The organism is Bacillus sp. WC2507, assembly GCF_052656125.1.
Genome location: NZ_JBQXPN010000003.1, coordinates 374,928 through 398,906, shown reverse-complemented (window position 1 = coordinate 398,906; position 23,979 = coordinate 374,928). Strand labels below are relative to the sequence as shown.

The window sequence follows — 23,979 nt, the reverse complement described above, 5'->3', positions numbered from 1 at the left end:
CAAGAATAATACTGAACAAAACAGATAAAATAAAAAAACTATCTGTTTTGTTCAATTAGTTGTTTTTTATTTAATGTATCCCCATTTATTGCATCTTCTAATGCTGAAGAATATCTAAAAACATGCCAATGATTTTTATGTTCGTTGATATGATTTTGGATAGAATGAGCCAAAGCTATTAATTCTTCATAGCAAAAAATATCATCTTTTCCTGTACTTTTTATCATTAATTTTATTTTTGAATTAACTTCTTGTTTTACTTCATCAATTTTCTGGTGCATGTCAGGAAAATCAAAAAATACACCTCTATAATTACCCGTGCATGAAAATAATAAATTGGCAGTTCCATGGAACTTAAATTCATTCATCAAGTTGTATAATTTTATTGATGTTAGAACTTGATAAATTTCATTTTTCGTTTCTTCAGGTAATACGAAAACTTTTTCACTAAAACTTAAGTATTCCGTTAAAAAGTTTTCACATACAAGTAAATTTTCAGTTAATCTAATTTTCCATTTTAAATCAGTTAACCCATCATCTGGGATATTTTTACTTTGAATCTCCTTCATTTTATTCCTTTCATACATTTCAATAAATTGGAAATTGGCATACTGTAATTTTTCTTCTAAAAGGGCTAAGATTTTGTCAAAAATAGCATCAGAATCAGGAAGAGGAGAAATCTCTAGACTGGCTGAAGCGACAACACCTTCTTTAAATCTTGGAATTGCTTTTCCATTTATCATCATTTTTTCGAGTTTTTTTGCTTCTGCCATTACATAATTGGTTATTTTATAAGCCAAGGGAGCATAAAAGTTTCGATATCGCTCCTTTTGGTATTTTTCATCTTCTCGATTTAAAGTTAATTTGTGAGATACATATTGTCCAGTTCCAGCTGAAACAAATGCTCCAACAAAAGTTAAGACGTGTTCCCATCCTATAGCCATACCTGCATACCTCGATTTTCTAATATATTTGTATTTTAAATTATAATATTTTTTTTGAAAACTAGATAGCAATTTGTAAATACGAATGATATAAATTGCTTGATTAAAAAATAATGTTCATTATCAATTAAGATAATGAACATTATTTTTTAATTTCGTTTATTATTCCGTTTTCTACTTATTATATTGTCTGAACCAAAAAATCCACTCTTTGCATGTTTTTCTTGAACGGTGTTATCAGCCATATGTGCATAATGGAGCACCATTCTTAAGTCACTATGTCCCAGGATTTTTCTTAAGGATTCAATATCACCTGTGGAAAGATAATGAGTAGCAGCTGAGTGGCGTATTAAATGCAAATAAAAACGTTTTGTAATACCAGCTTCAACAGCGTACTTCCGCATATCACGTAGTACGTTGTTTTTACTTAGCATACGTCCACTTAATGACAAGAAAATTAAATCATCGACTTCACCTTCAAATGCTTCATTTTCTTCTAATAATTGTATAAGTAGACGATAAGTTTTATTAGATAACGGAACTACACGAGCTTTTCGGCTTTTAGCATTGTTGGAACGTATAATAGTAGTTTTATTTGCATGGTCAATGTCTAATGTGCTTAATAACAAAGCTTCGGTTATACGAAACATTCCGTCAATGAGAAGGTGCAATAATACATAATCTCGAAAATGTTTGTAACTTTTATTAGAATATGATTTTGCTATTTTTAGTAAACGATTCAATTCATCTTTTGTGAGGATATCAATTTCCTTACTATCTTTACGGAAACCTTCAAACTTAATAAAAGGGTCTTGTTTTATTAAATCCTCTTTTAGACACCAATTTATAAACGTTTTTAGCCGTTTTATCCTTGTGGCAATTGTTTCATCTGAAAGACCAACAGTTTGGGATGATTTGGGCATATAAGCATGTCCATCATAACGTACATATTCGTTCTTCAGCCAACCAACCCAATCAGAAATAAAGTTTGTTGTAATATCTGACAGATAAAATACTTTCGTACTTTTCTCGTTATGAAAGGCTTTAATACTGTTGAACATAAGAACGAATTGATTTAAAGATTTTGGTCGCAGGTTCTGTTTAACTTTAACCTCGAGAAACCTTTCGTATAATCGTTCAACTGCATTTTTCTTTGTAATTCTTTCAGCTTTTCGTTTATGTGGTTGTCGTTTTTGCACTTTTTCTTTTTCGTTAAAGTATCCTAAAGACAATAAAAAACACTCCTTGTATTCTGAATTTCAGATTTAACGGAGTGTTGGGTTTCAATCAATATTTGAGTGGAACCTAATGTTAATTTTTTAGGTTTGACAGTATACATATATCAACGTTTTTTAAAGTCATAATTGATAATCCGTCTATAAACCCTGTCAAGGTGGCGCTCTCCCTGCTGAGCTACGGGGAAACGTTGATTTAAAGGCATTTTTACGGTTTTATATAAATGAAATTCTATAAAAAAGCAATGGTTATTGTAAGTTTTGTGACCATTGGTGACCACAAAATTTATGTCCTTAGCTGTCTATATATGGGGAAGATACTTACTTTGTTATTAAAAAATATACTAATTTGATTAAAACTTTTGTTTTATAAGAATCTGTAAATCAAAAGAAATAAAAACATGATGTTGACTAAGAAGCGGGTTCTTTTTGATTTTTTGTATAATTATGATATTAGAATTATTTGTATAAATATCTTATGTGTATAGGGAGTGAATCTATTTTTTTATACACCTAGAAATTCATTGTATATAAGACGATATAAATCACGTAACTTCTGTGTGATTTTTTTTCTGAATTTTATCATCGTTAAGGTAGAATGTTTTTAACTACTTAAATAATTAAAAGTGTTTAGTCGTGAAGTGATATTTGTTATAAAATGGTATTGTAGTGTTATATAAGGTATATCAGAGAGGGATGAGAAAAATGAATAATAAAGTTACGGTTGATGTAGAGAATAATAGCGAATTTATGGGACATAAGGAAGGTTCAATATTAGTAAGAACAGTGGATAGTGAAAGACAAATAAAAAATGCTTTGCCAAAGTTTGGACAGAATGCAAGTAATATTGGAGCAAAAGTAACAGAAGTAAGTACAGAAGTACTTTCTAATAACTTAAATTCATTTTTAGGAAGTTTTGAAAATATTTTATCTGAGCAGCCAGAAAAAATCGGGGACTTTTTCTTGGATGAGTTTGAGCTAACTTTAGGAATTAATGCAAGCGGAGGTATAGAATTACTTGGTAAGTTAACTGCGGGTGCTCAAGCAGGTATAAAGATAAAGTTGAAGAGACGTGAGAGAGGACAAGGGAATGAAAAATAGTTCAATAAGCCCAAAAGAATACATAAAATGTCTTCAAGGACAAAATGATACACAGTACTATTTTGATGGTGAGTTATTAACTAATAGTGACATTTTGGGGACAATTGAACAAACATCTGACAGAGAGAATCTAGATAACGATTGGGGGAAGCTTTTATTTGATTACATTAAGCCGCGGTTAAATTCAAATATTTTGGAGTTGTTTAATACAGGAAAGGTTGCTATAGGTGAGGTTGATATACGGGAACCTAATGCTCGACTAGAAATTATTGAGACAGGGTATGCAGTAATATTTAATTCTGGTATGAGAGATTATATATATAGAGTTGTACGTTCATTATGTACTTCCGTTGTTCCAGAGAACCAAAAGCCTGAAGTGAGTTTTATGGATATGTGTCAGGTTATAGCTGAGGTGTTTTGGTGGACACAGAAAACGTATGGATTTGCATTTGGCCCAGATTATAAATTAAGTAAATATCAAATGGAAATAGCGAATATTCTTTCTAAGGAAGCCGAATCTTTTTTTGTTTGTCATGAAATCGGTCATATACTAATAGACATTGGTAGGAAAATGGGGATAGAAGAATATCTGCAATTATCTCCTTATGATGAAGAATTTGAGGCGGATAAGCTAGCATTATTAATACTCCTATTTGCTCCAGAGGCCAAACAATCAAATCTATCGGCTGATGTAGTATATTCAGGTATAGAATTAGCCATCCAAGTATTCAGGGGACTAGAGTTAGTAGGAGTAGTATTTGAGACAACTCATCCTACTGCTGAACAGCGATTAAGTTCACTGAGGAGCTGTATAAGAGAATTATTAGATGATGATACTTATGCAGAGTTAACTACACTTTCTTCAAGTATAAATGAAGTGTTTGAAAATGTAGTTAAGCTTCTTAATAAGCTTTCTTTAGAAAATGAAAAATACTATGAAAATAAGGCGAGACAGGTAATAGAAGACCTTGAAAAGCTCCTGGATGAATGCACAACAGGGATTGTTCCTGATTATATTAGATTTTGTACAAATGCGTCTTTTATACTAAATAAAGGGTTTCCAGAAATTGTTTTGGAGGAAATAGCTAATATCGCTAATGCGGCATTTGATGAAAGAAAATTTAATGAGGGAAAATTGGATGTTAAGTCGTTGCAACAGTGGAAATTGCTAATCAGATACTTTGCTGAACAGAAGGAGCCAATAAGAGGTGCATTTTTAAAATATCTTGGTTGTTAGTAAAAGAATCATTCTATCTGAAATAGTATCCATATGTTAGGAAAAGGGTAGATAAGTATACTTATTAATAAATATATTAGTCTTGATAATAGCAAAGTTTGAGTTTCCATAGATTTTGATAAAAAACAAATGTTTCTCTAATACCAATAAAGTTATGATATTAGACTAAATATAGTGGTAAAAATAGTTTAAGGTGCTTAATTTCTATTGCTAATTTTTTTTGGGAAAAGATATGAAGTTTTTTACGGACTACCCCTTATTTCAATAAGTTTAGTATATAGTAGGGATGTGGATATGATAAGGATAACTAAAATTGGTTATTAATTAAGAGAACACTGCTTTTATTGAGACTAATTTTCATTGGTGGTAACATAAATTTATGAGAAGATATATTATGGGATATTACATAGGTACCTTTAGATCTCTATATTTATTATATAAGGGGAAATAGAATTGGACAAAAATAAAGAACCCAAAATAAAAGAGAATAAGAAGATTGAGGACTCGCAAAAAAATACATTAAAAACGTTAAGCGTAGCATCACAATTAAAGATACCAGAAAATGTATTAAAAACGTTAAGCGTAGCATCGCAGTTGAAGATACCAGAAGAGACATTAAAAACGTTAAGCGTAGCATCACAATTAAAGATACCAGAAAATGTATTAAAAACGTTAAGCGTAGCATCGCAGTTGAAGATACCAGAAGAGACATTAAAAACGTTAAGCGTAGCATCACAATTAAAGATACCAGAAAATGTATTAAAAACGTTAAGCGTAGCATCGCAGTTGAAGATACCAGAAGAGACATTAAAAACGTTAAGCGTAGCATCACAATTAAAGATACCAGAAAATGTATTAAAAACGTTAAGTGTAGCATCGCAGTTGAAGATACCAGAAGAGACATTAAAAACGTTAAGTGTAGCATCGCAGTTGAAGATACCAGAAGAGACATTAAAAGCGCTAAGTATAGCATCGCAGTTGAAAATACCGTCTGTTAGTTCTAATTGGGTACTTGCCAAGCCAGTTATCAAAGAAATGTCTTTGACAAACGATGATGATGATTCAAGATATATATTCAATAAGATATCTAAAGAGGACTATGTAATTACTCAAGATTATCAGGAGGAAGAGAATGATTTAGAATATTTAATAGAAAATAAGATAACTAATGAATCAATACCTGTAAAGGATATTCCTTCTACGCTGGCAATCACAGATATGATTACAGACATAGATGTTAGTGACGTTATTTCTTTTTATAACCACTTGATAAAGTATCCGATGCTTGGTTTAGAGCATGAAGTGGGAAGAAGAATTTTTGATGAAATTAAATTAATGGAGTTTAGTGAGTTTGAGGATTTAAGCCTATTTAGAGTAAGACAGAGGAATCCAATTGATAGGGAGGCCCCATTCACTGAATTAGAAATGTTTGAAGCACCTTATGGACTTGCTGGACATGGAAGGTTTAATGTTAATGGACAAGGTGAATTATATACCTGTGAAAGTAGAGAAGTGGCATTAAAAGAAATTGCTTCTGATAACGCGAATTATCGATATGAAATTATACACTGGAAACTCATACAAAAGGTTAAATTACTAGATTTCTCCAATCTAGAGTCTCCTCTTGTTAAATATTGTAGTTTTCGGAAGAAAACTCAAATTGGGCATGAATACATTTTGCCCAATTTTATAGCTCAGTGTGTAAAGTACCATCGAATCTCTGGTATTAAATTTTCTAGTGTAGCTGAACCAGGTATTTTAAATTATGTTTTTTTCGATTTTGAAACAAATTGGTTTAAAACCATGGAAATGGAAAATGATATCAAATATGATATGGTGAATTTGCAAAAAGTCTAAAATTAGTTGAGAAGAAGTTAACAAATTTTAAAAGGTTAACTTTTAAACATTTGTAATCACTCGTATATAAGTAATAGTCTGTGTGTTTAGTTAATTGAGTGTGTATAATTTCAGATTATATATGACACATAAAAGTTAGTTTATTTAGAAATTTGTATATCAATTTATCAACAATCTATTAGAGCGGCGTAATGGTTCGACACAAGACTGTCCGATGTATCTATACTCTGGATGGGTATCTTAAGCACCTTATAATGATGGTCATTGAAAGTTTTTGCTTAGTGTCTTCAGATGAAAATGTAGGTGTTTCTTATAACAAGTTAGTTCTCGCAAATTTTAATATGTGTTATTTTTGCATTTGATAATAATTAGTAGCTTGTAGTTTTAAACATCTGGTTTATTGGGTATACGAATACATACATTATTGCTAATTTACTAACAGACGAGTCTGACAGTAAATATAATTATATACTACCCCAAAAATGATACATATTAAAAATCGTGACAAATAGAGACTCTAAATTTGAAGTCAGGGCTACGTTTGGTAGTGTGCGTTCGGTGGTCGGCATTGCCTGTTGGTCTATTATTGTAAACTATCCCCTCTCCTTTTGGTCACATAAGCTTAGTTGTGGGACATTTCATTTTCTCACAGCTGTTGTCCTTGTTTTCCTTTGATGGTTTGGCTCGGTGTAGTGGTTTGATTTGCTGCAAAAATGTCTTGAAAGGTTTGGCGAAAAGGTGCGGGGGATTGCGATGGACTTCAAGGATGTAAGTTACTTCAACGACCTTTAAAGGGGGGGATTCATACAAGGTCATATAAGGCTCACAACGCTAAGATGTTAGATTGATGTGGTTTTTATTTGTAGAACCAAAGAACCTCTCTATATGTCTTTTGAGATGACTGAGAGACACTTATGGCATATTTGAGAAAATAAGTATTTTATTCAACTCAAGAGACTTACATCAAATTGATAAAAAACACTGAAACCTAAGGGGAATAGACCTCATAATGTACAACAAGACGGCTCGTACATGGTGTGTCCTGTCTTGCCTTGTTAGTCTTATTTCTATACACGTACCTTGTATGCGGATGTGGTATATGTCATACTTTCACTTGTCTCTCACTGTCTTGCCTGTGCTTGTCCTTGTCATGCTTTGCGCTAAGTGTGTCTGTCTGTGTGTGCATGTCATTGCCTGTTATATGATGCAATGGATATAATTTGGTCATGCCGTGTTGGTATCATGTTACATCTTTTTATATAAAACTTTTATAAGAGAAAAAGCCTTGCGCACAGCAGGGCTGTCCTATTTGTCAAACTTGTTAGCTAGTATATATGCCCTTTGAGAAACTTTTATATTATTAATAGTATAGAGTGGTATAATGATAAATGAGATTTAAGAAGGAGGTAGTAGGGGGTATGATGGAATTTCAAAATTCTTTTAGTATAAAAACCTTTAAAATTGATAAACTTTTTGGAAGAAGCAATGTGAAAATTAACTTTAGTGATAAAGTTAAAATCTTTGTCGGGGAAAATGGTATAGGAAAAACAACGATTCTTAATATTTTATATTATAGTATTCGTAAAAAGTTTAAAAAATTGCACGAATTTGAGTTTGAAAAGATCGAGATAGAGTACATTACTGGAGAAAAAGTTATATTAAGTCGAAATACGATAGTAAATAGTTTATTTGGAGAAAGAATTACAAGTAGTACATATAATGAATTGCTAAAATTAGCTGATGTAAGTCTGAACCGTAAACAATTTATTAGATTTAGAAATATGATATACCGAGAAAATAGATCATTGCCTGAGTTAGTATTTTTCTTAGAAAATATAGGGAAGGTTCCAAGATCAGTATTAAAGGATGTATTGAACAACCATGATTACGATGATACCAAAGACAATTTTGATTCGATAGAAAATTTTGAAAAAAGTATCGATATGAATATAAAACAAGAAGTACTATATTTTCCTACATATAGAAGAATTGAAGAAGATTTAAAAAAACTTGGATTTGAATTAGAGTTAGATATATTTGATGAAGAGGTAAACGAAATTGAAGATAGTGAACTGATAAAGTTTGGTATGGATGATGTTCAAGAAGTATTTAATGAAATTGCGGAAGAAATAAAAGATTCCGCATTAAAAGGTTACTCACGCGTGACAGGTGAAATGATAACACATTTAGTGCATAGTAATAAGGTTACTCAAGTGATGAAAGACAAAGTAAAAGAAGCTGAAACATTAGATATAGTATTAGATAGAGTGGGGAAAAACCTTACCACTTATAATAAGGATAAGATTAAAAAGCTAATAAAGGATAATGAACTTTTTCATGATACCAATCAAAAGTATGATCCTTTAATTTTTTTCCTTTCGCAACTAATTGATATCTATGAATCAAATCGAAAGAAGGAGGAAGCAATCAAGAAGTTTTATCAGGTTTGTAATAAATATTTAGTTAATAAAGAAGTTAAGTATAATGAGAGTAGTGTGGAAATTTCAATTGTAGATAAACAATCAGGAGATGATATACAACTACAGAACTTATCCTCTGGCGAGAAACAAATTGTTTCATTATTTACACGGATCTTTTTAACCGCATCTGATAATCAATTTATCGTTTTATTTGATGAGCCAGAATTATCATTATCAATAGAATGGCAAGAGAGGTTACTGCCTGATATTGTAGATTCTGGAATGTGCACTTTTTTATTAGCGGTAACGCATTCACCGTTTGTATATAATAATAGTTTAGAAAATTACGCACAAAGTATAGAGTCTTGTATTGAAGAGGTCGATGAAAATGAGTGCCAACAGTGATGGGGTAGTAGATAGATTAGAATTAATGAGAGGAAAAAAAGTTGAAAATGTAGTAGGGAAACATAGAATAATGTCTAAGTTTTTTAAAAATAAAACTTCACCATTTTGCATTGTTGAAGGAGAAGACGAAAAATATTATAAAATAAGGGTGAAGATGGGATGCTCTAATAAAGAGCCAATCTTTATACCATGTGGAGGAAAACGTAAAGTACTTGAAACATATGAATGGATAAAGTCGAAGAGTGAGTATAAAGAAGGGAAATTTATGTTTTTTGTGGATAGAGATTTCGATGAGCTACAAAACAACCATTCAATTTATGAAACTCCATTTCATTCAGTTGAGAATTTTTATACAACTGAAGATTCGTTAAAGAACATCTTACGTAGCACGTTTAAACTTGATGAAGATACAGGGAATTATGTATTTGCTCTTAAATTGTATAAAAAAAGGCAAAGCGAATTCCATGAGTCTATAAAATTATTAAATGCCTGGATTATGTGTCAAAATGATTTAGCTAAACAAGGTAAAATTAGTAAATTAAATTTAAAAAATGTAAAAATTGAAGATTATGTATCCATTAAAATGAGTGCTGTTTTGCCGAAATATACTTTAGAAATATTTGATGTAAAATTTCCGCATGCACATAAAGTTACTAATGAGGACATTAAAAAGAAGTTAAATCAGATAGAAGGTTCGAATTACCAACAGTTGTTTAGAGGAAAGTTCGAAATACAGTTTCTAAGAAAATTCTTAGATCTAATTAGAGAAGATTTATGTAAACCAACTCCACAACATTTCCCAGAAAAGAAAAAGGTGAATTTAAATGTATATGATGTAGTAGCCCAATTTTCAAGTGATGCTACTACTACTGATTGTTTATATAACTATATTAATAGAATTTGGTTAGAATCTGGTGTAGCTGTATAAATTTGGGTGTTATTCAGATGTAGTATGTAATGCATAGTGAAAATTTGGCTCGCTCAAGTTGCTGATTTGTTTATACTGAACTAGGATAAAAAATTTTAATTTCGTTAAAAAAGTGAATGGATATGTCTAACACATAGGCTGTTATAAGTATATAGTGTATAGGAAGTGTAATACTGAGGAACTATTGAAAGTTTATAAAGATTATACATTTAAGAATTGTTTCTTAATAATCGGAGGGGGCCGCTGAAATAGCGGTCTTTTTAGTTTTTTTATATAAGAATTAAAAAATTTAAATTTCTTAGTAAAGTTCTTCACTTCATGAAATAATTATATAATGAAAAAAGAAGATTTTTTAAATAATAGGAAGTAAAAGGTATTTTATAAGATTATAGGAATTGGATTTTTAATTGTATTTGTTGCCTTCTGATATTCAGGAATGAATTTCTATAAAAACCTTAGCATATTTGGGTAGAAATTCTAGAAATCTATATTTTGAAAGTGGAATAGAAAGTTAAATAATTTATACAAGAAACCTACGCTTAATACATTCTAAAAGAGGATAATTGTTTATACCAGACGTAATGTCCGTTCTTAAATATGATGAATTAATATGATAAAGAAGTTAAGTTTGAGAGTAAGCAATGAAGTTATTTTGAAACACATGTACCGCCGGCCGATAAAGAATTATGCGCATTGTATTTTAGCGAAGACTTGAACAGTAAGGAATGGGTAAATCTAACCGAAAAGCAGGTTGTGAATTTACAAAATACAACATTAGAACTGTGTTTAAAGGTTGATTTTGGGTGATGATAGTTGGAGTGATACGGAGATAATGTAAGTGTATTGTAATGCATAGATAATTAAGTTAAGATATAGGCGAGTTTCACACATCTAGAAATCCCGCCATTTTAGTATAGGTTACTGACTTATTTTATCTAAAGGGATCTGTTTACAGAGCGATTCAATAAATTGTTTAATTATTTGATTGATATTAAGGCATACAATATCATTAATTTTAATAAGGTTATTCTTGGTTTCAATACCATCTAATAATGTATTTTATAACCCAGGATAGGCCTGAACTCACGACCTCCACCCTATCAGTTGAGGTTTAATTTATTATTTTTCTTCCTGCATTATAAAATTCCAAAACCGTTTTAATTCTTCACGCTTTTGGTATGGTGCAAACTTTATATCATTTAACCATTGATCTAGTTCTGAATCATTTCTTTTCCCTTCGGCATCAAAAGCTCTTCCTAGAAGAAAATCAGTAGATACTTTAAAGTAATCTGCTATACGTATTAAGGTATTGTAATCAGGTTGACGTTCATTACGTTCATACATACCAATTGTACTTTCACTTAGTTGAAGCGATTGAGCCAGTTCTTTTTGTGTAATTCCTTTTTGTTTTCTTAAATCACGAATTATATTTCCAAAAGTTTTCATTCTATCACCTGATAATATATTAACACAATATGTGTTAATATATTAAAATTTTTAAAAATTAATAATTGAAATCTATTGACAACACGTTTTGTGCGGTTTATATTATTAATTAACAACACGAAATGTGGCTTTAGGGGTGAGAATGCATGAATTATGAAAGAGTAGCTGAAAATCTAATTAACTTAAGAAATGGAAGATCTAGAGAAGAGGTGGCAAAAGCAGTGGGGATCAGTATTAGTACATTGCAGATGTATGAAAATGGACAGAGAATCCCACGAGATAATATAAAAATAAAATTAGCGAATTTCTATGGTGTTACAGTCCAAACAATTTTTTTTGATCCAGAACAACACGAAGTGTGTTGAATGATGTTAGACTTTTAAGGTGATGTAGTGATTTTTTAGAAATGTAAACTTTGAAAATGTATTAGGAAATTTTACATAAAAAGATAATGTTTTTATCATTATATATAAATTATAGGGGTGTATTTGCATGAATATGAAAACATTTGAAATGCGTGAAAAACGATTAGCAGAACTACTAGGCGCAAAAGTACTATGGGAATTTATAAGTGCCGTCACAGAGGAAATTGAAAAGCAGGAATTAGAATTTACACCAGGTTTATTAGAAGATCTATTGATACATGTGAATGAAACCATTCAAATCCAAAATATGAATCAACGCATAACAAAAACCCCTGCACAAACAGAGGCTGGTAGTATAGATAAAGAGACATTATATATGGAAGCATATGTAGAATTAATCAATCATAAGTTTGTTATTTCTGAATTAGCTGTAGAGCTTTCATCTGTTCTAAAAGAATTAAATTGTTTTGTTCAATCATCTTTGCCACTGCTTCAAAGTAAGCTTGATTCTCAAGAACCTCAATCTGCTTCTCTTTAGGGAGTGATTGAAGTATTTCTTTTATTTCTTTACACTCGTATATGTTATTCTCCGAGTCTTCGATTAATTTATTACGACGGTTGGTGTATTCAAGTGCACCTAAAGTCGCTAATGCGCGAGGATCTAATCCTAGAATTTTCATGTATTCCTCTCCTTTCCTCTACAAATAATTCGATAGGGGAAAGGGGATTCCTTTAGTAATTTGGTAAAGTCTTTATACAGTTATACAGATTGTTAATGATTAGTGGACATGTTATTTAGCATGAATACAATAGAATTAGACTTAAAAGAGCTTCTTAAAAGGAAGAGAAGAAAGGGGAATCCAGTAATCCTCACTCTTTTTTCTTAAATGCTAAATATGACACGGTTGTTTCCTTTTATCAGGAATTTTAAATCGGATTCTTTAAGGGAGATTAGATGGCTATAGCATATGTAATATGAATAGATAGATGAAATGAAAGAGAATGGTAACCGTCAGTATTATAGGGAATATTAAGGGGGTATCAGGTAATATGTTTTAAAGTGTTTAAGAGTGGGAATCTATGTATCACTCGTTACTTAAAAAGTAAAAGCTTAGACATTAAAATAGGGAAAAGTATTTAAGTTACTTGTATAGATGAAATAATGGAGCGTATGAAATTAAAACATGATGAAACATGTTGAAATAAATAGAAGGGGATCTTTAGGTAGGTTAAGCAGAGAAATAAGGCATGCTGAGAAAGTAGTTATTGAATTCGAAGAAGTTAAAGTGTGAGAGGTGTCACTTAAGTAAGAATATCTATTACTAATTTACTCTATATAAAAAAGCAGCTGCACAAAAGTACAGCTAGTCTTCTTCACAAATCTATATGGCCTTGATGACGAATTGGGATTGAGGTATATATAGTAATTGAGCTGCTAAGGAAGTTGTTGTGTTAGCAAATGGGTATGCTTCCTTATAAAGAAATTTACTATACACTATTTCATTCATTTCCAAGGTCGTATACAGTTTTTTAAGGATTTTTTGAGAAATTTTATTTGTACAAGCAGCAATAAAATCATAATCTCTTTTACTTATTTCTTGAATGGCATGTGAAAGAAGGGTAGTGACTATACCACTTCCCATCCAATCTGGATGACAAGCGCCCATATCTAGATAGACCAATTTTTCTTTATCTAAATGAGAAAACTCAATAGATTCTGTCTCTAATGTATCTAAAAGTTGAAAAATAGGTTCCATTTGCGGGCATAGTTCAATCGCTTTCTCTGTATCTATTAGTGGCTGGGTTAATTTTTTTGTTAAGAGAACTCCAACAATTTGAAAATTTTCTATTGCTACAAATGACATAGCTTGAGATACAGCTTGTTTCATCATTTCTTCGCACATTTTGTGAAAAGGAGCAAAGGGAATTTGTAAACTGCTTACAAGAGGTTCGTTATTCACAAAAGAATGTGCAAGTAAATGTGCTGCATCTTTCACGTGGTGTGTATCTAGTAGCTCTATATTCATATGTTTTTCCTCTTTTCCTGATATAGTTAATAGTAATTAAAAGAATAAAGATTTTTATTTAATTTAGTTAAATTTAACTATTAAAGCGCTAACAAATGTGGTTATTAAACATATGAATAAATCTGTTTATTAGCAATCGAAATATGTTTATAAAGAAATGATACGATATCATCTAAACATTCAACAGTTGTATATGGAGAGATAGAAAAGAATTTTAATGTGGAAATCGGATTTCTATCGCTACTGTTTAATACATCTACTACACAAGAACGAGTTGTATCACCAAAAAATACTTGATCGCGATTTTTTCCTAGATAATTAAATAGTTCTATATTTAATCGGTTTGTATCCTCAATCTCTTCTTTTGTTGCAAGACCTATTCGTTCTTTTTCCCAATTCTCTTGGCCATCTCCATTCATATAGAAACGGAAAGTTGTAATTGGTCCATATGTAAAATCATTTGTGATTGCTACTTGAGGTAGAGCCTTACGTAACTTCTCTCTAAATAATAGATTTACACGAATATAATTTGCTAATAATTTTTGATATCCTTCAATTCCAAAGGCTAATAGATTGATATACATGGGAATAGCGCTACCAGCTCGTGAACATTCTAAGGTATAGCCTGTATGATAACTCCCATATGATCTATTACCAAGATAAGGTGTATCATCTTGTTCAATGTCCATCAATTGTAAATCAGTATGATTTTTGACGATTAAAATACTTGAAGCATAAGGTGTTTGGCCTAATTTATGAAAATCAAAACATACACTGTCTGCAAGGGGCATATATTGCATTTTATCTTGTACGTATTGTAAGGCATTTTTCACATTAGGTTCGAATGAGAGTAAATTTTCTTCAAAACTATAATTATTAAAGAAACTATAAAATCCGCCCATTGCAGAATCGGCATGGATATAAATAGGTTTTACTTTATATTTTTTTTGTATTGTTTCAGCGCTCTCTTTAATTTTTTTTATATCATCAATGGTAAATGTATCTGTTGACCCCATAGTAGCTAGAATATAAAGGGGGATACCTCCATTTTTAATAACTTGTATCATTTTAGCCTCTAAATCATCTATATCCATAGAATTTGTATAGGGATCAGTTTTTACTTTTATTAAGTGATTCGACCCTATGCCAGTTGCTTCAGCTGACTTTAATAAACTATAATGTGCATTTTCAGAAGCAAAGCAATAAACATTTTGTGGAGCACCATGTTCTTTTGCTAATGGGAATTGTTTAGAAATTGCTAAACGTAAGCTCGAAAATACACAACCTTGTCCACCCCATGTTGTATAACCACCGCTATTATGTGGGTTATAACCTATTAGTTTTGAAAGCATGGATACAACTTTTACTTCTGCTTCTGCTGCCCCTGGACCATATACATCCCAAACACCATTACCATTTAAAAGTGCCATGGTTAGTACACCTAATAGTGAAGGTATACTTGGTAGTGGTACAGCGTTAGACAAGTAATATTTATTTGGATAAGGATGTCCATTCATAAATTGGTTTAGCTCTTCTATAACCTCAGACATAGTGATTCCAGCTAGTGGAATATGACTTTGGTGAATTAAGCCATTGTAGTATCCTTCTGATTTTTCCTCACATTTACCTAAAGTAGCTCGCTCTTCATTTTTTAATTGGTCAAGACTTTTAATTATTTTCTGCATAAATTCTAATAAAAGTTGTTGTTTTTCTTCATTTCCGTCAACGCTCGGAAATAATTTTAAAATATCTTGCATGCAGTCACTTCTCCTTGTAAAAAACTGGATTTTTATTTTACTTGGTTAAACATAAGGGTATAATAATTTGTAATTGCCCTTTTGAATCCTTAGAAATGAGGAGCTATTTAGAAAAAAATGTAATTCCATAGAAAATTATATGAACTATGGAATTTAAAGTAAAGAAAAATTTTTTGATTTATTTTAAAAAAAGTAATTGTGAGATAATGAAGTTTCTAAAAATATATCTGAATTAATTGTTTATTTAATTTATATGTTGTCCTAACATGTATTGAACTAGTGTGGTAGATATTTTAATATAATGTAGAACTATTATAAGATAGTTGAATATAAGGGCTCAACTACCTTATAGACTGTAGATATTGTTAGGAAAAGATAAAAAATAAGGTGGAAGTGTTAAAGATATGATCTAGTGGAGAAGAAGTAGTGGTATGGATTTGATAGTAAAATTAGCATGAATTTTTATGGAAGAATAATTATTGGATCAAAGTTTTTTAATGAATTCAATTTCATTATTTAATAATAATGGACGAGTTAAGTGTGAAGAATTTTCTTCAACCTGAGTAGAATTTTTTGCACCAGGAATCGCAACTGAAACGGCTGGGTGGCTTAAAACATAACGTAAGGCAATTTGGGCTAGACTTCGATTTGATCGTACAAGTGAACCTAATTTCTCTACTTTGTTTAAGCTATCTTTAAACCACTTTTCTTTTGGCCAATCTTTTCTTAAATCATCGTCTGGAAATTGAGTTTCATGATTAAATTTCCCAGTTAAAATTCCCATCTTTAGTGGACCTCTTATCACAGCACCTAAATTATGTTTTTCAATATAAGGAAGGATGTCTTTTTCAGGTTCTTTATTTAAAATACTATAATCGAATTGTACAACATCTAAATCATCATTCTGATTAAAATGTTTAATATAATCTAAATCATTAGTAGTAACGCCAACGGCTCTCACTTTGCCAGATTTTTTTAAGGTTTGGAAAGTTTGTAGAAAGGCTTCTGTTTCTTCAGGTTTATCCCACCAAATATGACAAAAGTACACATCTATATAATCCGTTTTAAGCCGCAGTAAACTAGCATCAAACGCATCAATGATCTTTTGAGGATCTCCATAAACGGCTGGTTGATTGGGATCATAATGATGACCAATTAATCCACCTTTTGTAGAAAGAATGATATCCTGCCTACGTTTATGTATAGCCTTTGCAACTAATTTTTCACTATGACCTAATCCATAAACGTCAGCAGTGTCAATAAAATTAACCCCTAGGTCAATTGCTTTATTGATTGCATCAATGGATTCATTATCTTTTACTACTCCCCATTCATCTCCACCAATCGCCCAAGAACCAAATCCTATCTCTGAAACTATTAATCCCGTGTTACCTAATAATCTATATTCCATTATGTACGGACTCCTCCTATTCAATTTATATTATTAGAAATATACATAGTGACCAGTTGGTATATTCTTGAATTTGTTTTCGGGAATAAATTAGGATTATTTATCCCTCTTTCTATAAGTATTTTTGATAAGTGTTATTGAGAGTTTCTTAGACTAAGAATATTAAGGAAAAGATTGCTTTTTAATAAAGTACTTCCTATTGAGAATACGGATATGCAATTATGCATATCCGTATTTATTATTTTTATAGTAATAAAATCTAATATATAATTAAAAAGTTTTTAATAAATTGTTAAGGAGATGCGAGTATGAAGAAAGTCATAGGACTTATAGTATCATTATTTTTATTATTTTCTACCTATGCACCAACATTTACAGAAGCAGCCGAAGTTTTAAATAAAGTAGGCTGGGTCAAAGAAAATGAGAATTGGTACTATTATCAAAAAGATGGAAGTAAGCAAAGAGATAACATTACTTTAGATGGAATAGAGTACTCCTTTTTTAAAGATGGAAGGCTAGTTGAAGGGAAAAAGCAGGCAGGGAAAGACACTTTATATTATAGTGAACCTGGTAAACTAAAGACCGGATGGAGTTTTTCTGCAACCTCATGGAGCTATTTAAAAGATGGAAAGTATGTGACAGGAACATTTACCTATCAAGGAAAACCATTTGAAATAAATAAGTACGGAGATATGGAAAAGGGATGGGTTACTCTTCGTTCTGCTGTTAAAAGAATCTATCCAAAGCCAGAAACAAAATTTCTATTAAAATCTAAATCTGTAAAGGATGGGGATGTCTTAGAAGTTATTTCAAAGCAGGGCTTATGGTATCAGGTAAAATATCAAGGAGAAGTTGGTTATGTTCGGATATTTGAATCTGTTGTAATTGGTGAATCCCCAGTTCATTCATGGGATGTAACAAAGGAAGCAACGAATTTGTCTCATTTTATTATAACTGAGTATCATAAAGATCCTGAAAAATACTTTCCACCCAATATTCAAAAGAAATTTGATAAACAACTAGATAGTGATTTAGCTCTTCTTGCGAATGGATTAAAATGGATTGATCAATTAAAAGAAGCACTTTATTTAGATAATAAACAAGGGTGGGTACAAGAAGAAGGAAAATGGACGTATTATAAAAAAGACGGGCAAAGAATAACTGGTTTCCAAGCGATTGATGGAAAACGTTATTATTTTGCTACCGATGGGTTTATGCAAACGGGATGGGTACATACAAATGGATCAGATTATTATTTGGGAACCGATGGCGTAGTACAGACCGGAATCCAACATATTGATGGGAAAATCTATTACTTTAGTCCACTAGGTAATGTACAATCAGGTTTTACAAATGTTGATGGAAAACCATATTATTTTGATGCTTCTCATGAGTCAAAAAATGGTTGGATGAAGCAAGAGTTTAGTTGGTACTTACTACAGCCTTCAGGTGCATTACAAACAGGAGATTTTACATATAAAGATAAGAAATTCTCCTTTAATCAAGACGGAGAAATGATTAAAGGGTGGGTTACATTAGAATCCCTTGTTAAAAAAGTATATCCAGAGCCAGATTTAAGAAAAGTATTGCGTGCAAAACGTGTGAATAATAGTGAAGTGATAGAAGTAACCGGGAAAGTCGGTTCTTGGTATGAAGTGAATTATCAAGGAGAAAAAGGATATGTACGTATTCATGATGCGATTATTTTCGATCAGGAAGCTAAAAGTCCACTTACTTTGCTTGATGGAAAAGTAAAGATATTTGAAGGTGTATTAGATTATTTAAAAAGTGACGAACCAGTCATAAATAACACAATCAAAATTTTAGAAGAATCCGAACAAGGTTTGTTAGATGCTGCAGAGGACTGGGAAAGTATTTCCAGGAATATAAACAATGCAAAGCAAGATGCACAGTATAAAATGCAAGTGATGAAAGAATCACATGATAAATTGCAAGAATTAGTGAATGCAATGAAAGGTGATATTAAAAATTTAACGGTTACTCAAAGAAAAGAGCTATTTAAACTGCTTGGAAATACAGGGAAAGATGCTCTAGCGTACGGAAAAGAGTGGATGGAATTTAGTGCTGATGTATATGTATCTATTTTTCAATATTATGAATCACTTATTGAAGTCTATGCTGGTTACTATCAAGCTTTAGATGTGGTTGCAGGTAAAGCTCTTGAAACACAAAATGAGATTAATAATGGACTTCGTCAAATTGAGGAAAATCATCGTAAGTTGGCTGAAGGACTTTCAGGTGTAGTAAAAGATTTAGGACCAGTTGTAAATAGTTCGATTCGCTTGAAACATTCAATAGATGAGGCGAAACCTGGGATGGAGGAACTTGTTCAAGTAACACGAAAAAACGTTCCAGTCATTGCACAAGATTTACAAGCGTTAGATGCGAAAGTCCCAGGATTCTTCACAGATTTCAATATGGGAATAGATCTTGCAAATATATTTATGGACTCTGCTAATAAAATAGCAAGTCATAAAATTGATGTATCTGCTGCAGCTAGAAATATTGGTAATATTGATTTAAGTAGTGCATTGTATGATTTGGGTGGAGATCCATCTCGTATTTATAATCGTGCGAATGATGGAGATTTATCATTCGTATTGGGTATTACACCAATAATTGGTACAGGAAAAGAAATTGGACAACTTATCAAAGGTGAAGACTTAGTAACAGGTCAAAAATATGGTCCAGACGATTATGCATGGGGAACATTGGCCGTCGTATCTGGTGGTACAACACGAGTTGTTGGTAAATTTGTAGGGAAGATTGGCGATCTTGAAAAGAAAGGAAAGGCACTAGAAGCAGCTGCTAAAGGTGGTCGTTCAGGAGAGATTGTTCTTGATAAGGTTCAAACATATGAACAAGCAAGAAATAAAGCAATGAGCTTATTGGGGGATTTTGGGGCAGATTCACAACCATTTATAGGAACAATGGAAAAAAGCGCTGGTTATGGTAAAATTGTTGGCAGAGAGACAGCTGATCATAAGGCAAGATGGCGATTAGATTATGACCCTAGTAAAGGGATGCATATAAATGTAGAAGATTTTAGAAATGGAAAAAAAGATAAAGCAATTAAATATGCAATTCCTTTTGAAGGAAACGAAGAAACATTTAAATCATTATTAAAATATCTAAATAAATGAGGTAATAAAATGGCAACATTGTTGGAAGAGTGTATTGAAGCATTAGGTGAAGACATTGAAATTTTAGAAAATACTCAAAGAAAAATGATAGTAAATAGTTTTGAAAATGCATTTCCTATTACACAATGGGGGAGAGTAGATTGGTCCAACATTGAAAACTATGGTGATTTATATAATGAGGATGAAATAAAATTTTATCTACAGAACTGTTTTGGAACATATTCTCAGACAGTATATATTATTTGGGATAATGCTAGAGTACCAGTAATTAAAACAAATTTACATCAAGTTTTAAAAGTAATATATGATGTTACAGCTGTTAGTTTTGATACCTGGATATTTTCACCAGATATGGGGTTTGTTATTGAGTATCATCATGATGGTGATATACGTATTGGAGACGTAAAAAATATTATTAAATAAATAGATTTTAATAAACAAACGTAGGATCATTGATTCCTACGTTTGTTTATTGTTAAGTGAAAATTTAACCACCATAGAGTATCAGGAAATAAGGATAACTATGATAGATTCTAGATGGCCTAATGAAGGTGGATAGGTCAAAATGGCCTATAGTGTAAATGGTGTGTAAATATAATATGTTAAAAATATAAAAAGTGGTGAATTTGATGATTTTAAATTTAGAGATAAAAAATAAATAAGGGGCGATTATTATGAAAGTAACTTGTTTGTACAACATTGGAGATCATCTAACAAAGGCAACCGAGGAAATATTTAACTTAGTTATTAAGAAGGAATATATTGTTTATGGCATATGTAAGTTACAAAGTGGTGAATTAACATATTTAATCTTAGGAGAACGTGAAAATATGCCATCATGGTATCCAGCAGAATTATTTAAGATATCTGATGCGCTACAACCTATAGAATGGTATTGTGCAGAACACAGACATGTCAAAGATACAACTATAGATTATATATGGGGATATAAAGAGTTAGCCTTGGATGATACACATGCTCTTGGTTTAATAGAAAGAGAGAATAAGGATATGGAATTATTTCTAAAGCGTAAAGCTGAAATTGATGAATTTGAGGAATTATAATAGTAAGTGAATGAATTGATTAGCCTATAAAAAACGTAGAAATTAAAAATTTCTACGTTTTTTTGTACATAATATTTAAATAAACAGCTTATTTTTGGAAAAGTTGAAAGATGTCATTTATCATTTTAGCCAAGAAGACTCCTTCCTCAAGGAACGCGAAGTGAGTAGGTGGGAGATGAATTGGCTTCGAACAAGTGATGGCAGGAAGCCATCTTAATTGTTTGACATACATAAAGTGTTACTTCACTATCCACCAAATGTACGTTTGGTGTATGATATTCATATACCGAAATGGAGGTGAATCAAATGATAATTAATAAAGCCTTTAAGTTTCGTATCTATCCAAATCATGCACAAGCAATTCTAATTAATAAAACGATAGGTTGTTCTCGCTTTGTATTCAATCATTTACTATCCCTATGGGATCACGCATATAAAAAAACTGGAAAAGGTTTAACATATGGTACATGCTCTGCCAAACTTCCTGCCATGAAGAAAGAGTTTGTTTGGCTCAAAGAAGTGGATAGTATTGCGATTCAGTCGTCTGTTCGCAACCTTGCGGATGCGTATACACGATTTTTCAAAAAACAAAATAGTGCCCCGCGTTTCAAATCCAAGAAGAATAACGTACAATCTTATATCACAAAACAAACAAATGAAAACATTGCCGTTGTAGGAAACAAAATAAAATTGCCAAAACTAGGTCTTGTTCGATTTGCCAAAAGTCGTGAAATAACGGGACGTATTGTAAATGCTACAGTTAGACGAAACCCTTCTGGTAGATATTTTGTGTCACTATTAGTTGAAACAGAAGTACAAGAACTTCCGAAAACACATTCTTACATAGGAATAGATGTAGGACTAAAAGATTTCGCTATTTTGTCAGATGGAAAACCCTATGAAAATCCGAAGTTTTTCCGATCATTAGAAGATAAGTTGGCGAAAGCACAGCGTGTCCTTTCTAGAAGAATGAAAGGATCTTCTCGTTGGAATAAACAACGAGTAAAAGTAGCTAGAATTCATGAATACATATCAAATGCTAGAAAAGATTACTTAGACAAAATCTCAACTGAAATCATCAAAAACCACGATGTGATCGGTATAGAGGATTTGCAAGTATCAAATATGTTAAAAAATCGTAAGTTAGCAAAAGCAATTAGTGAAGTATCTTGGTCACAGTTTCGAACCATGTTGGAATATAAAGCAAAATGGTATGGCAAACAAGTCATTGTCGTATCGAAAACATTTGCTTCCAGCCAATTATGCTCTTGTTGTGGATATCAAAACAAAGACGTTAAAAATCTAAACCTACGTAAATGGGACTGTCCTTCTTGTCGTACACACCATGATAGGGATATTAACGCAAGTATCAATATAAAGAATGAAGCAATAAGACTTCTAACCGCAGGGACTGCGGGGTTAGCCTAATCAATTAGAGTTCGATAGAACTCTTTACTTAGGAATCCCTCACTTCTAAACGAAGTGAAAGTGGGGGTAGTTCAAGTTGGCGCGAATATCTATTACAATGTATTCTATATAAAAAAGGTAGCTGCAAGTGCAACTACTTTTTTTCACAAAACATTATTATTTCAAAAACATTCTTAACGTAAACTTGCGCTTAATGGTACTTGAGAATAAACTGTGAAATTGTTACCATAAGTACCGTGCCTTGAAAATGAGGAAGAAATTGAACTGTTCCAACTTTTGTAGGTAGCCCCAGATGTATCTGTTCTTAGAAGTACGTTTGAAAAGCTAGCTTGGCTAAAGGAATTACGTCCAGTATCTTCAACCCCCTGAACCATTTTTACTGGTTCATATTGAGAAAATGAGCCATATACAGGCTGATTTGCATATCTGGGGCTTCCATTTACATACATAGTAACCGTACCATTTCCGTTATTAACGAGTTTAAGGTTTACTCGGTCACCATCTTTAATTGATGCATCATACTGCGTGTTCCAATACTTACTGTTTTGACCTGATTCATTATATCCTGAATTTAGAAATACTTTATATCCATTTGGTGTTTTGGAAATACCACCCTCAACTTTAGATGCTCCAATACCTAAATACCAATTCACATATCCATCTTTAACAACAACTGATTTTGGTAGATTTATATCAGCTGCAATCCCAGTATAGGTACTATTTGTAACACTTTTTACAGCACCTTCTGTAGCTGCAAAACTAGTAGTTGAAAACATTGATAGAGAAATTAGAAGTGAACCAACTAGATACATCATTTTTTTCTTACTTTTCCTTAATACTTGATTCATGTTCGATCCCCCATATTTTAAATTATTAAATTGTATGGAAAGTTGGCCAACTAACTACAACTTACAAATTAAAGATATATCAGGTTTCATTTAATGTATATATTTTCCTGTTATAAGTCATTGAAATGTCAAATAAATTCGATTTTTCATATTTATCAATATAGATGGAGTTGACAGAATAAAGTAGAATGTCTATTTAAATGTAAGAAGATTTTGTTAAAAAATATAAAACCCTATAAGTGTGTTGGGGGTAGTATGTACTACGATTCATTTATGAGAGAGAAATATGGAATGAATATAGTTTTTTCAATGGATAGATCTGAAATATTTAGAAATAGATTA

General features: G+C 31.6%; 18 protein-coding genes. 11 read left to right on the top strand and 7 right to left on the bottom strand.

Going from position 1 to position 23,979, the window contains the following annotated elements; translation table 11 throughout:
* Positions 1-38: 38 nt before the first annotated feature.
* A complete protein-coding gene (locus ACUN28_RS29775; RefSeq protein ID WP_445423491.1) occupies positions 39-944 on the bottom strand; it encodes a hypothetical protein in 906 nt (301 codons plus the stop codon).
* 149 nt (positions 945-1,093) lie between these two features.
* A complete protein-coding gene (locus ACUN28_RS29770; protein ID WP_445423490.1) occupies positions 1,094-2,176 on the bottom strand; it encodes a tyrosine-type recombinase/integrase in 1,083 nt (360 codons plus the stop codon).
* 708 nt (positions 2,177-2,884) lie between these two features.
* On the opposite strand from ACUN28_RS29770, the gene ACUN28_RS29765 reads away from it, so the two are divergent.
* The 5 genes from ACUN28_RS29765 to ACUN28_RS29745 all read left to right on the top strand — a co-directional run bounded on the left by ACUN28_RS29765 (position 2,885) and on the right by ACUN28_RS29745 (position 10,127).
* Positions 2,885-3,280, top strand: coding sequence for a Pepco domain-containing protein (locus ACUN28_RS29765; RefSeq protein ID WP_445423489.1), 396 nt, complete (start codon positions 2,885-2,887; stop codon positions 3,278-3,280).
* Positions 3,270-4,517 carry a hypothetical protein gene (locus ACUN28_RS29760; protein WP_445423488.1) on the top strand — a complete coding sequence of 416 codons (1,248 nt, stop codon included), beginning with the start codon at positions 3,270-3,272 and terminating at the stop codon, positions 4,515-4,517. Before ACUN28_RS29765 ends, ACUN28_RS29760 begins: the two co-directional genes overlap by 11 nt.
* A 453-nt stretch (positions 4,518-4,970) precedes the next feature.
* Positions 4,971-6,374, top strand: coding sequence for an RES family NAD+ phosphorylase (locus ACUN28_RS29755; protein ID WP_445423487.1), 1,404 nt, complete (start codon positions 4,971-4,973; stop codon positions 6,372-6,374).
* Positions 6,375-7,792: 1,418 nt separating this feature from the next.
* Complete coding sequence (locus tag ACUN28_RS29750) at positions 7,793-9,199, top strand: AAA family ATPase (protein ID WP_445423486.1); 1,407 nt, start codon at positions 7,793-7,795, stop codon at positions 9,197-9,199.
* Positions 9,177-10,127, top strand: coding sequence for a DUF4435 domain-containing protein (locus ACUN28_RS29745; protein ID WP_445423485.1), 951 nt, complete (start codon positions 9,177-9,179; stop codon positions 10,125-10,127). Before ACUN28_RS29750 ends, ACUN28_RS29745 begins: the two co-directional genes overlap by 23 nt.
* A gap of 1,119 nt (positions 10,128-11,246) precedes the next feature.
* Here ACUN28_RS29745 and ACUN28_RS29740 read toward each other — a convergent pair.
* Positions 11,247-11,573 carry a helix-turn-helix domain-containing protein gene (locus tag ACUN28_RS29740; RefSeq protein WP_445423484.1) on the bottom strand — a complete coding sequence of 109 codons (327 nt, stop codon included), beginning with the start codon at positions 11,571-11,573 and terminating at the stop codon, positions 11,247-11,249.
* A gap of 146 nt (positions 11,574-11,719) precedes the next feature.
* Between ACUN28_RS29740 and ACUN28_RS29735 the strand changes: the two genes are divergently transcribed.
* A complete protein-coding gene (locus ACUN28_RS29735) occupies positions 11,720-11,938 on the top strand; it encodes a helix-turn-helix transcriptional regulator (protein WP_088083675.1) in 219 nt (72 codons plus the stop codon).
* Between the two features lie 127 nt (positions 11,939-12,065).
* A complete protein-coding gene (locus ACUN28_RS29730; RefSeq protein WP_445423483.1) occupies positions 12,066-12,476 on the top strand; it encodes a hypothetical protein in 411 nt (136 codons plus the stop codon).
* An 844-nt stretch (positions 12,477-13,320) separates the two neighbouring features.
* On the opposite strand, the gene ACUN28_RS29725 is transcribed toward ACUN28_RS29730, so the two are convergent.
* From ACUN28_RS29725 to ACUN28_RS29715, 3 genes are all read right to left on the bottom strand, one after another.
* The gene (locus ACUN28_RS29725; protein WP_445423482.1) at positions 13,321-13,965 is read right to left on the bottom strand and encodes a hypothetical protein; all 645 of its coding nucleotides are present in this window, start codon (positions 13,963-13,965) and stop codon (positions 13,321-13,323) included.
* 104 nt (positions 13,966-14,069) lie between these two features.
* Positions 14,070-15,722, bottom strand: coding sequence for a pyridoxal phosphate-dependent decarboxylase family protein (locus ACUN28_RS29720; protein ID WP_445423481.1), 1,653 nt, complete (start codon positions 15,720-15,722; stop codon positions 14,070-14,072).
* A 484-nt stretch (positions 15,723-16,206) separates the two neighbouring features.
* Positions 16,207-17,133, bottom strand: a complete 927-nt coding sequence (locus ACUN28_RS29715) for an aldo/keto reductase (protein ID WP_445423480.1) — start codon at positions 17,131-17,133, stop codon at positions 16,207-16,209.
* Positions 17,134-17,441: 308 nt separating this feature from the next.
* On the opposite strand from ACUN28_RS29715, the gene ACUN28_RS29710 reads away from it, so the two are divergent.
* The 4 genes from ACUN28_RS29710 to tnpB all read left to right on the top strand — a co-directional run bounded on the left by ACUN28_RS29710 (position 17,442) and on the right by tnpB (position 22,789).
* Positions 17,442-20,297 carry an S-layer protein gene (locus ACUN28_RS29710; RefSeq protein WP_445423479.1) on the top strand — a complete coding sequence of 952 codons (2,856 nt, stop codon included), beginning with the start codon at positions 17,442-17,444 and terminating at the stop codon, positions 20,295-20,297.
* Between the two features lie 9 nt (positions 20,298-20,306).
* Positions 20,307-20,720, top strand: a complete 414-nt coding sequence (locus tag ACUN28_RS29705; RefSeq protein WP_445423478.1) for a CDI toxin immunity protein — start codon at positions 20,307-20,309, stop codon at positions 20,718-20,720.
* Between the two features lie 251 nt (positions 20,721-20,971).
* On the top strand, positions 20,972-21,361 hold the full coding sequence (locus ACUN28_RS29700) for a hypothetical protein (protein ID WP_445423477.1): 390 nt from the start codon (positions 20,972-20,974) through the stop codon (positions 21,359-21,361).
* Between the two features lie 306 nt (positions 21,362-21,667).
* On the top strand, positions 21,668-22,789 hold the full coding sequence (gene tnpB / locus ACUN28_RS29695) for an IS200/IS605 family element RNA-guided endonuclease TnpB (RefSeq protein ID WP_445423476.1): 1,122 nt from the start codon (positions 21,668-21,670) through the stop codon (positions 22,787-22,789).
* Positions 22,790-22,962: 173 nt separating this feature from the next.
* Here the strand turns inward: tnpB and ACUN28_RS29690 are convergent, their stop codons facing one another.
* Positions 22,963-23,637, bottom strand: coding sequence for a hypothetical protein (locus tag ACUN28_RS29690; RefSeq protein WP_016089974.1), 675 nt, complete (start codon positions 23,635-23,637; stop codon positions 22,963-22,965).
* Between the last annotated feature and the right edge of the window lie 342 nt (positions 23,638-23,979).

Excerpts from the sequence above, each read along its gene's own strand:
- ACUN28_RS29750 (WP_445423486.1), top strand. The coding sequence starts at position 7,793 with ATGATGGAATTTCAAAATTCTTTTAGTATAAAAACCTTTAAAATTGAT.
- ACUN28_RS29720 (WP_445423481.1), bottom strand. The coding sequence starts at position 15,722 with ATGCAAGATATTTTAAAATTATTTCCGAGCGTTGACGGAAATGAAGAA.
- tnpB (WP_445423476.1), top strand. The coding sequence starts at position 21,668 with ATGATAATTAATAAAGCCTTTAAGTTTCGTATCTATCCAAATCATGCA.
- ACUN28_RS29725 (WP_445423482.1), bottom strand. The coding sequence starts at position 13,965 with ATGAATATAGAGCTACTAGATACACACCACGTGAAAGATGCAGCACAT.
- ACUN28_RS29740 (WP_445423484.1), bottom strand. The coding sequence starts at position 11,573 with ATGAAAACTTTTGGAAATATAATTCGTGATTTAAGAAAACAAAAAGGA.
- ACUN28_RS29710 (WP_445423479.1), top strand. The coding sequence starts at position 17,442 with ATGAAGAAAGTCATAGGACTTATAGTATCATTATTTTTATTATTTTCT.
- ACUN28_RS29690 (WP_016089974.1), bottom strand. The coding sequence starts at position 23,637 with ATGAATCAAGTATTAAGGAAAAGTAAGAAAAAAATGATGTATCTAGTT.
- ACUN28_RS29760 (WP_445423488.1), top strand. The coding sequence starts at position 3,270 with ATGAAAAATAGTTCAATAAGCCCAAAAGAATACATAAAATGTCTTCAA.
- ACUN28_RS29700 (WP_445423477.1), top strand. The coding sequence starts at position 20,972 with ATGAAAGTAACTTGTTTGTACAACATTGGAGATCATCTAACAAAGGCA.
- ACUN28_RS29735 (WP_088083675.1), top strand. The coding sequence starts at position 11,720 with ATGAATTATGAAAGAGTAGCTGAAAATCTAATTAACTTAAGAAATGGA.
- ACUN28_RS29715 (WP_445423480.1), bottom strand. The coding sequence starts at position 17,133 with ATGGAATATAGATTATTAGGTAACACGGGATTAATAGTTTCAGAGATA.
- ACUN28_RS29730 (WP_445423483.1), top strand. The coding sequence starts at position 12,066 with ATGAATATGAAAACATTTGAAATGCGTGAAAAACGATTAGCAGAACTA.
- ACUN28_RS29745 (WP_445423485.1), top strand. The coding sequence starts at position 9,177 with ATGAAAATGAGTGCCAACAGTGATGGGGTAGTAGATAGATTAGAATTA.
- ACUN28_RS29765 (WP_445423489.1), top strand. The coding sequence starts at position 2,885 with ATGAATAATAAAGTTACGGTTGATGTAGAGAATAATAGCGAATTTATG.
- ACUN28_RS29775 (WP_445423491.1), bottom strand. The coding sequence starts at position 944 with ATGGCTATAGGATGGGAACACGTCTTAACTTTTGTTGGAGCATTTGTT.
- ACUN28_RS29705 (WP_445423478.1), top strand. The coding sequence starts at position 20,307 with ATGGCAACATTGTTGGAAGAGTGTATTGAAGCATTAGGTGAAGACATT.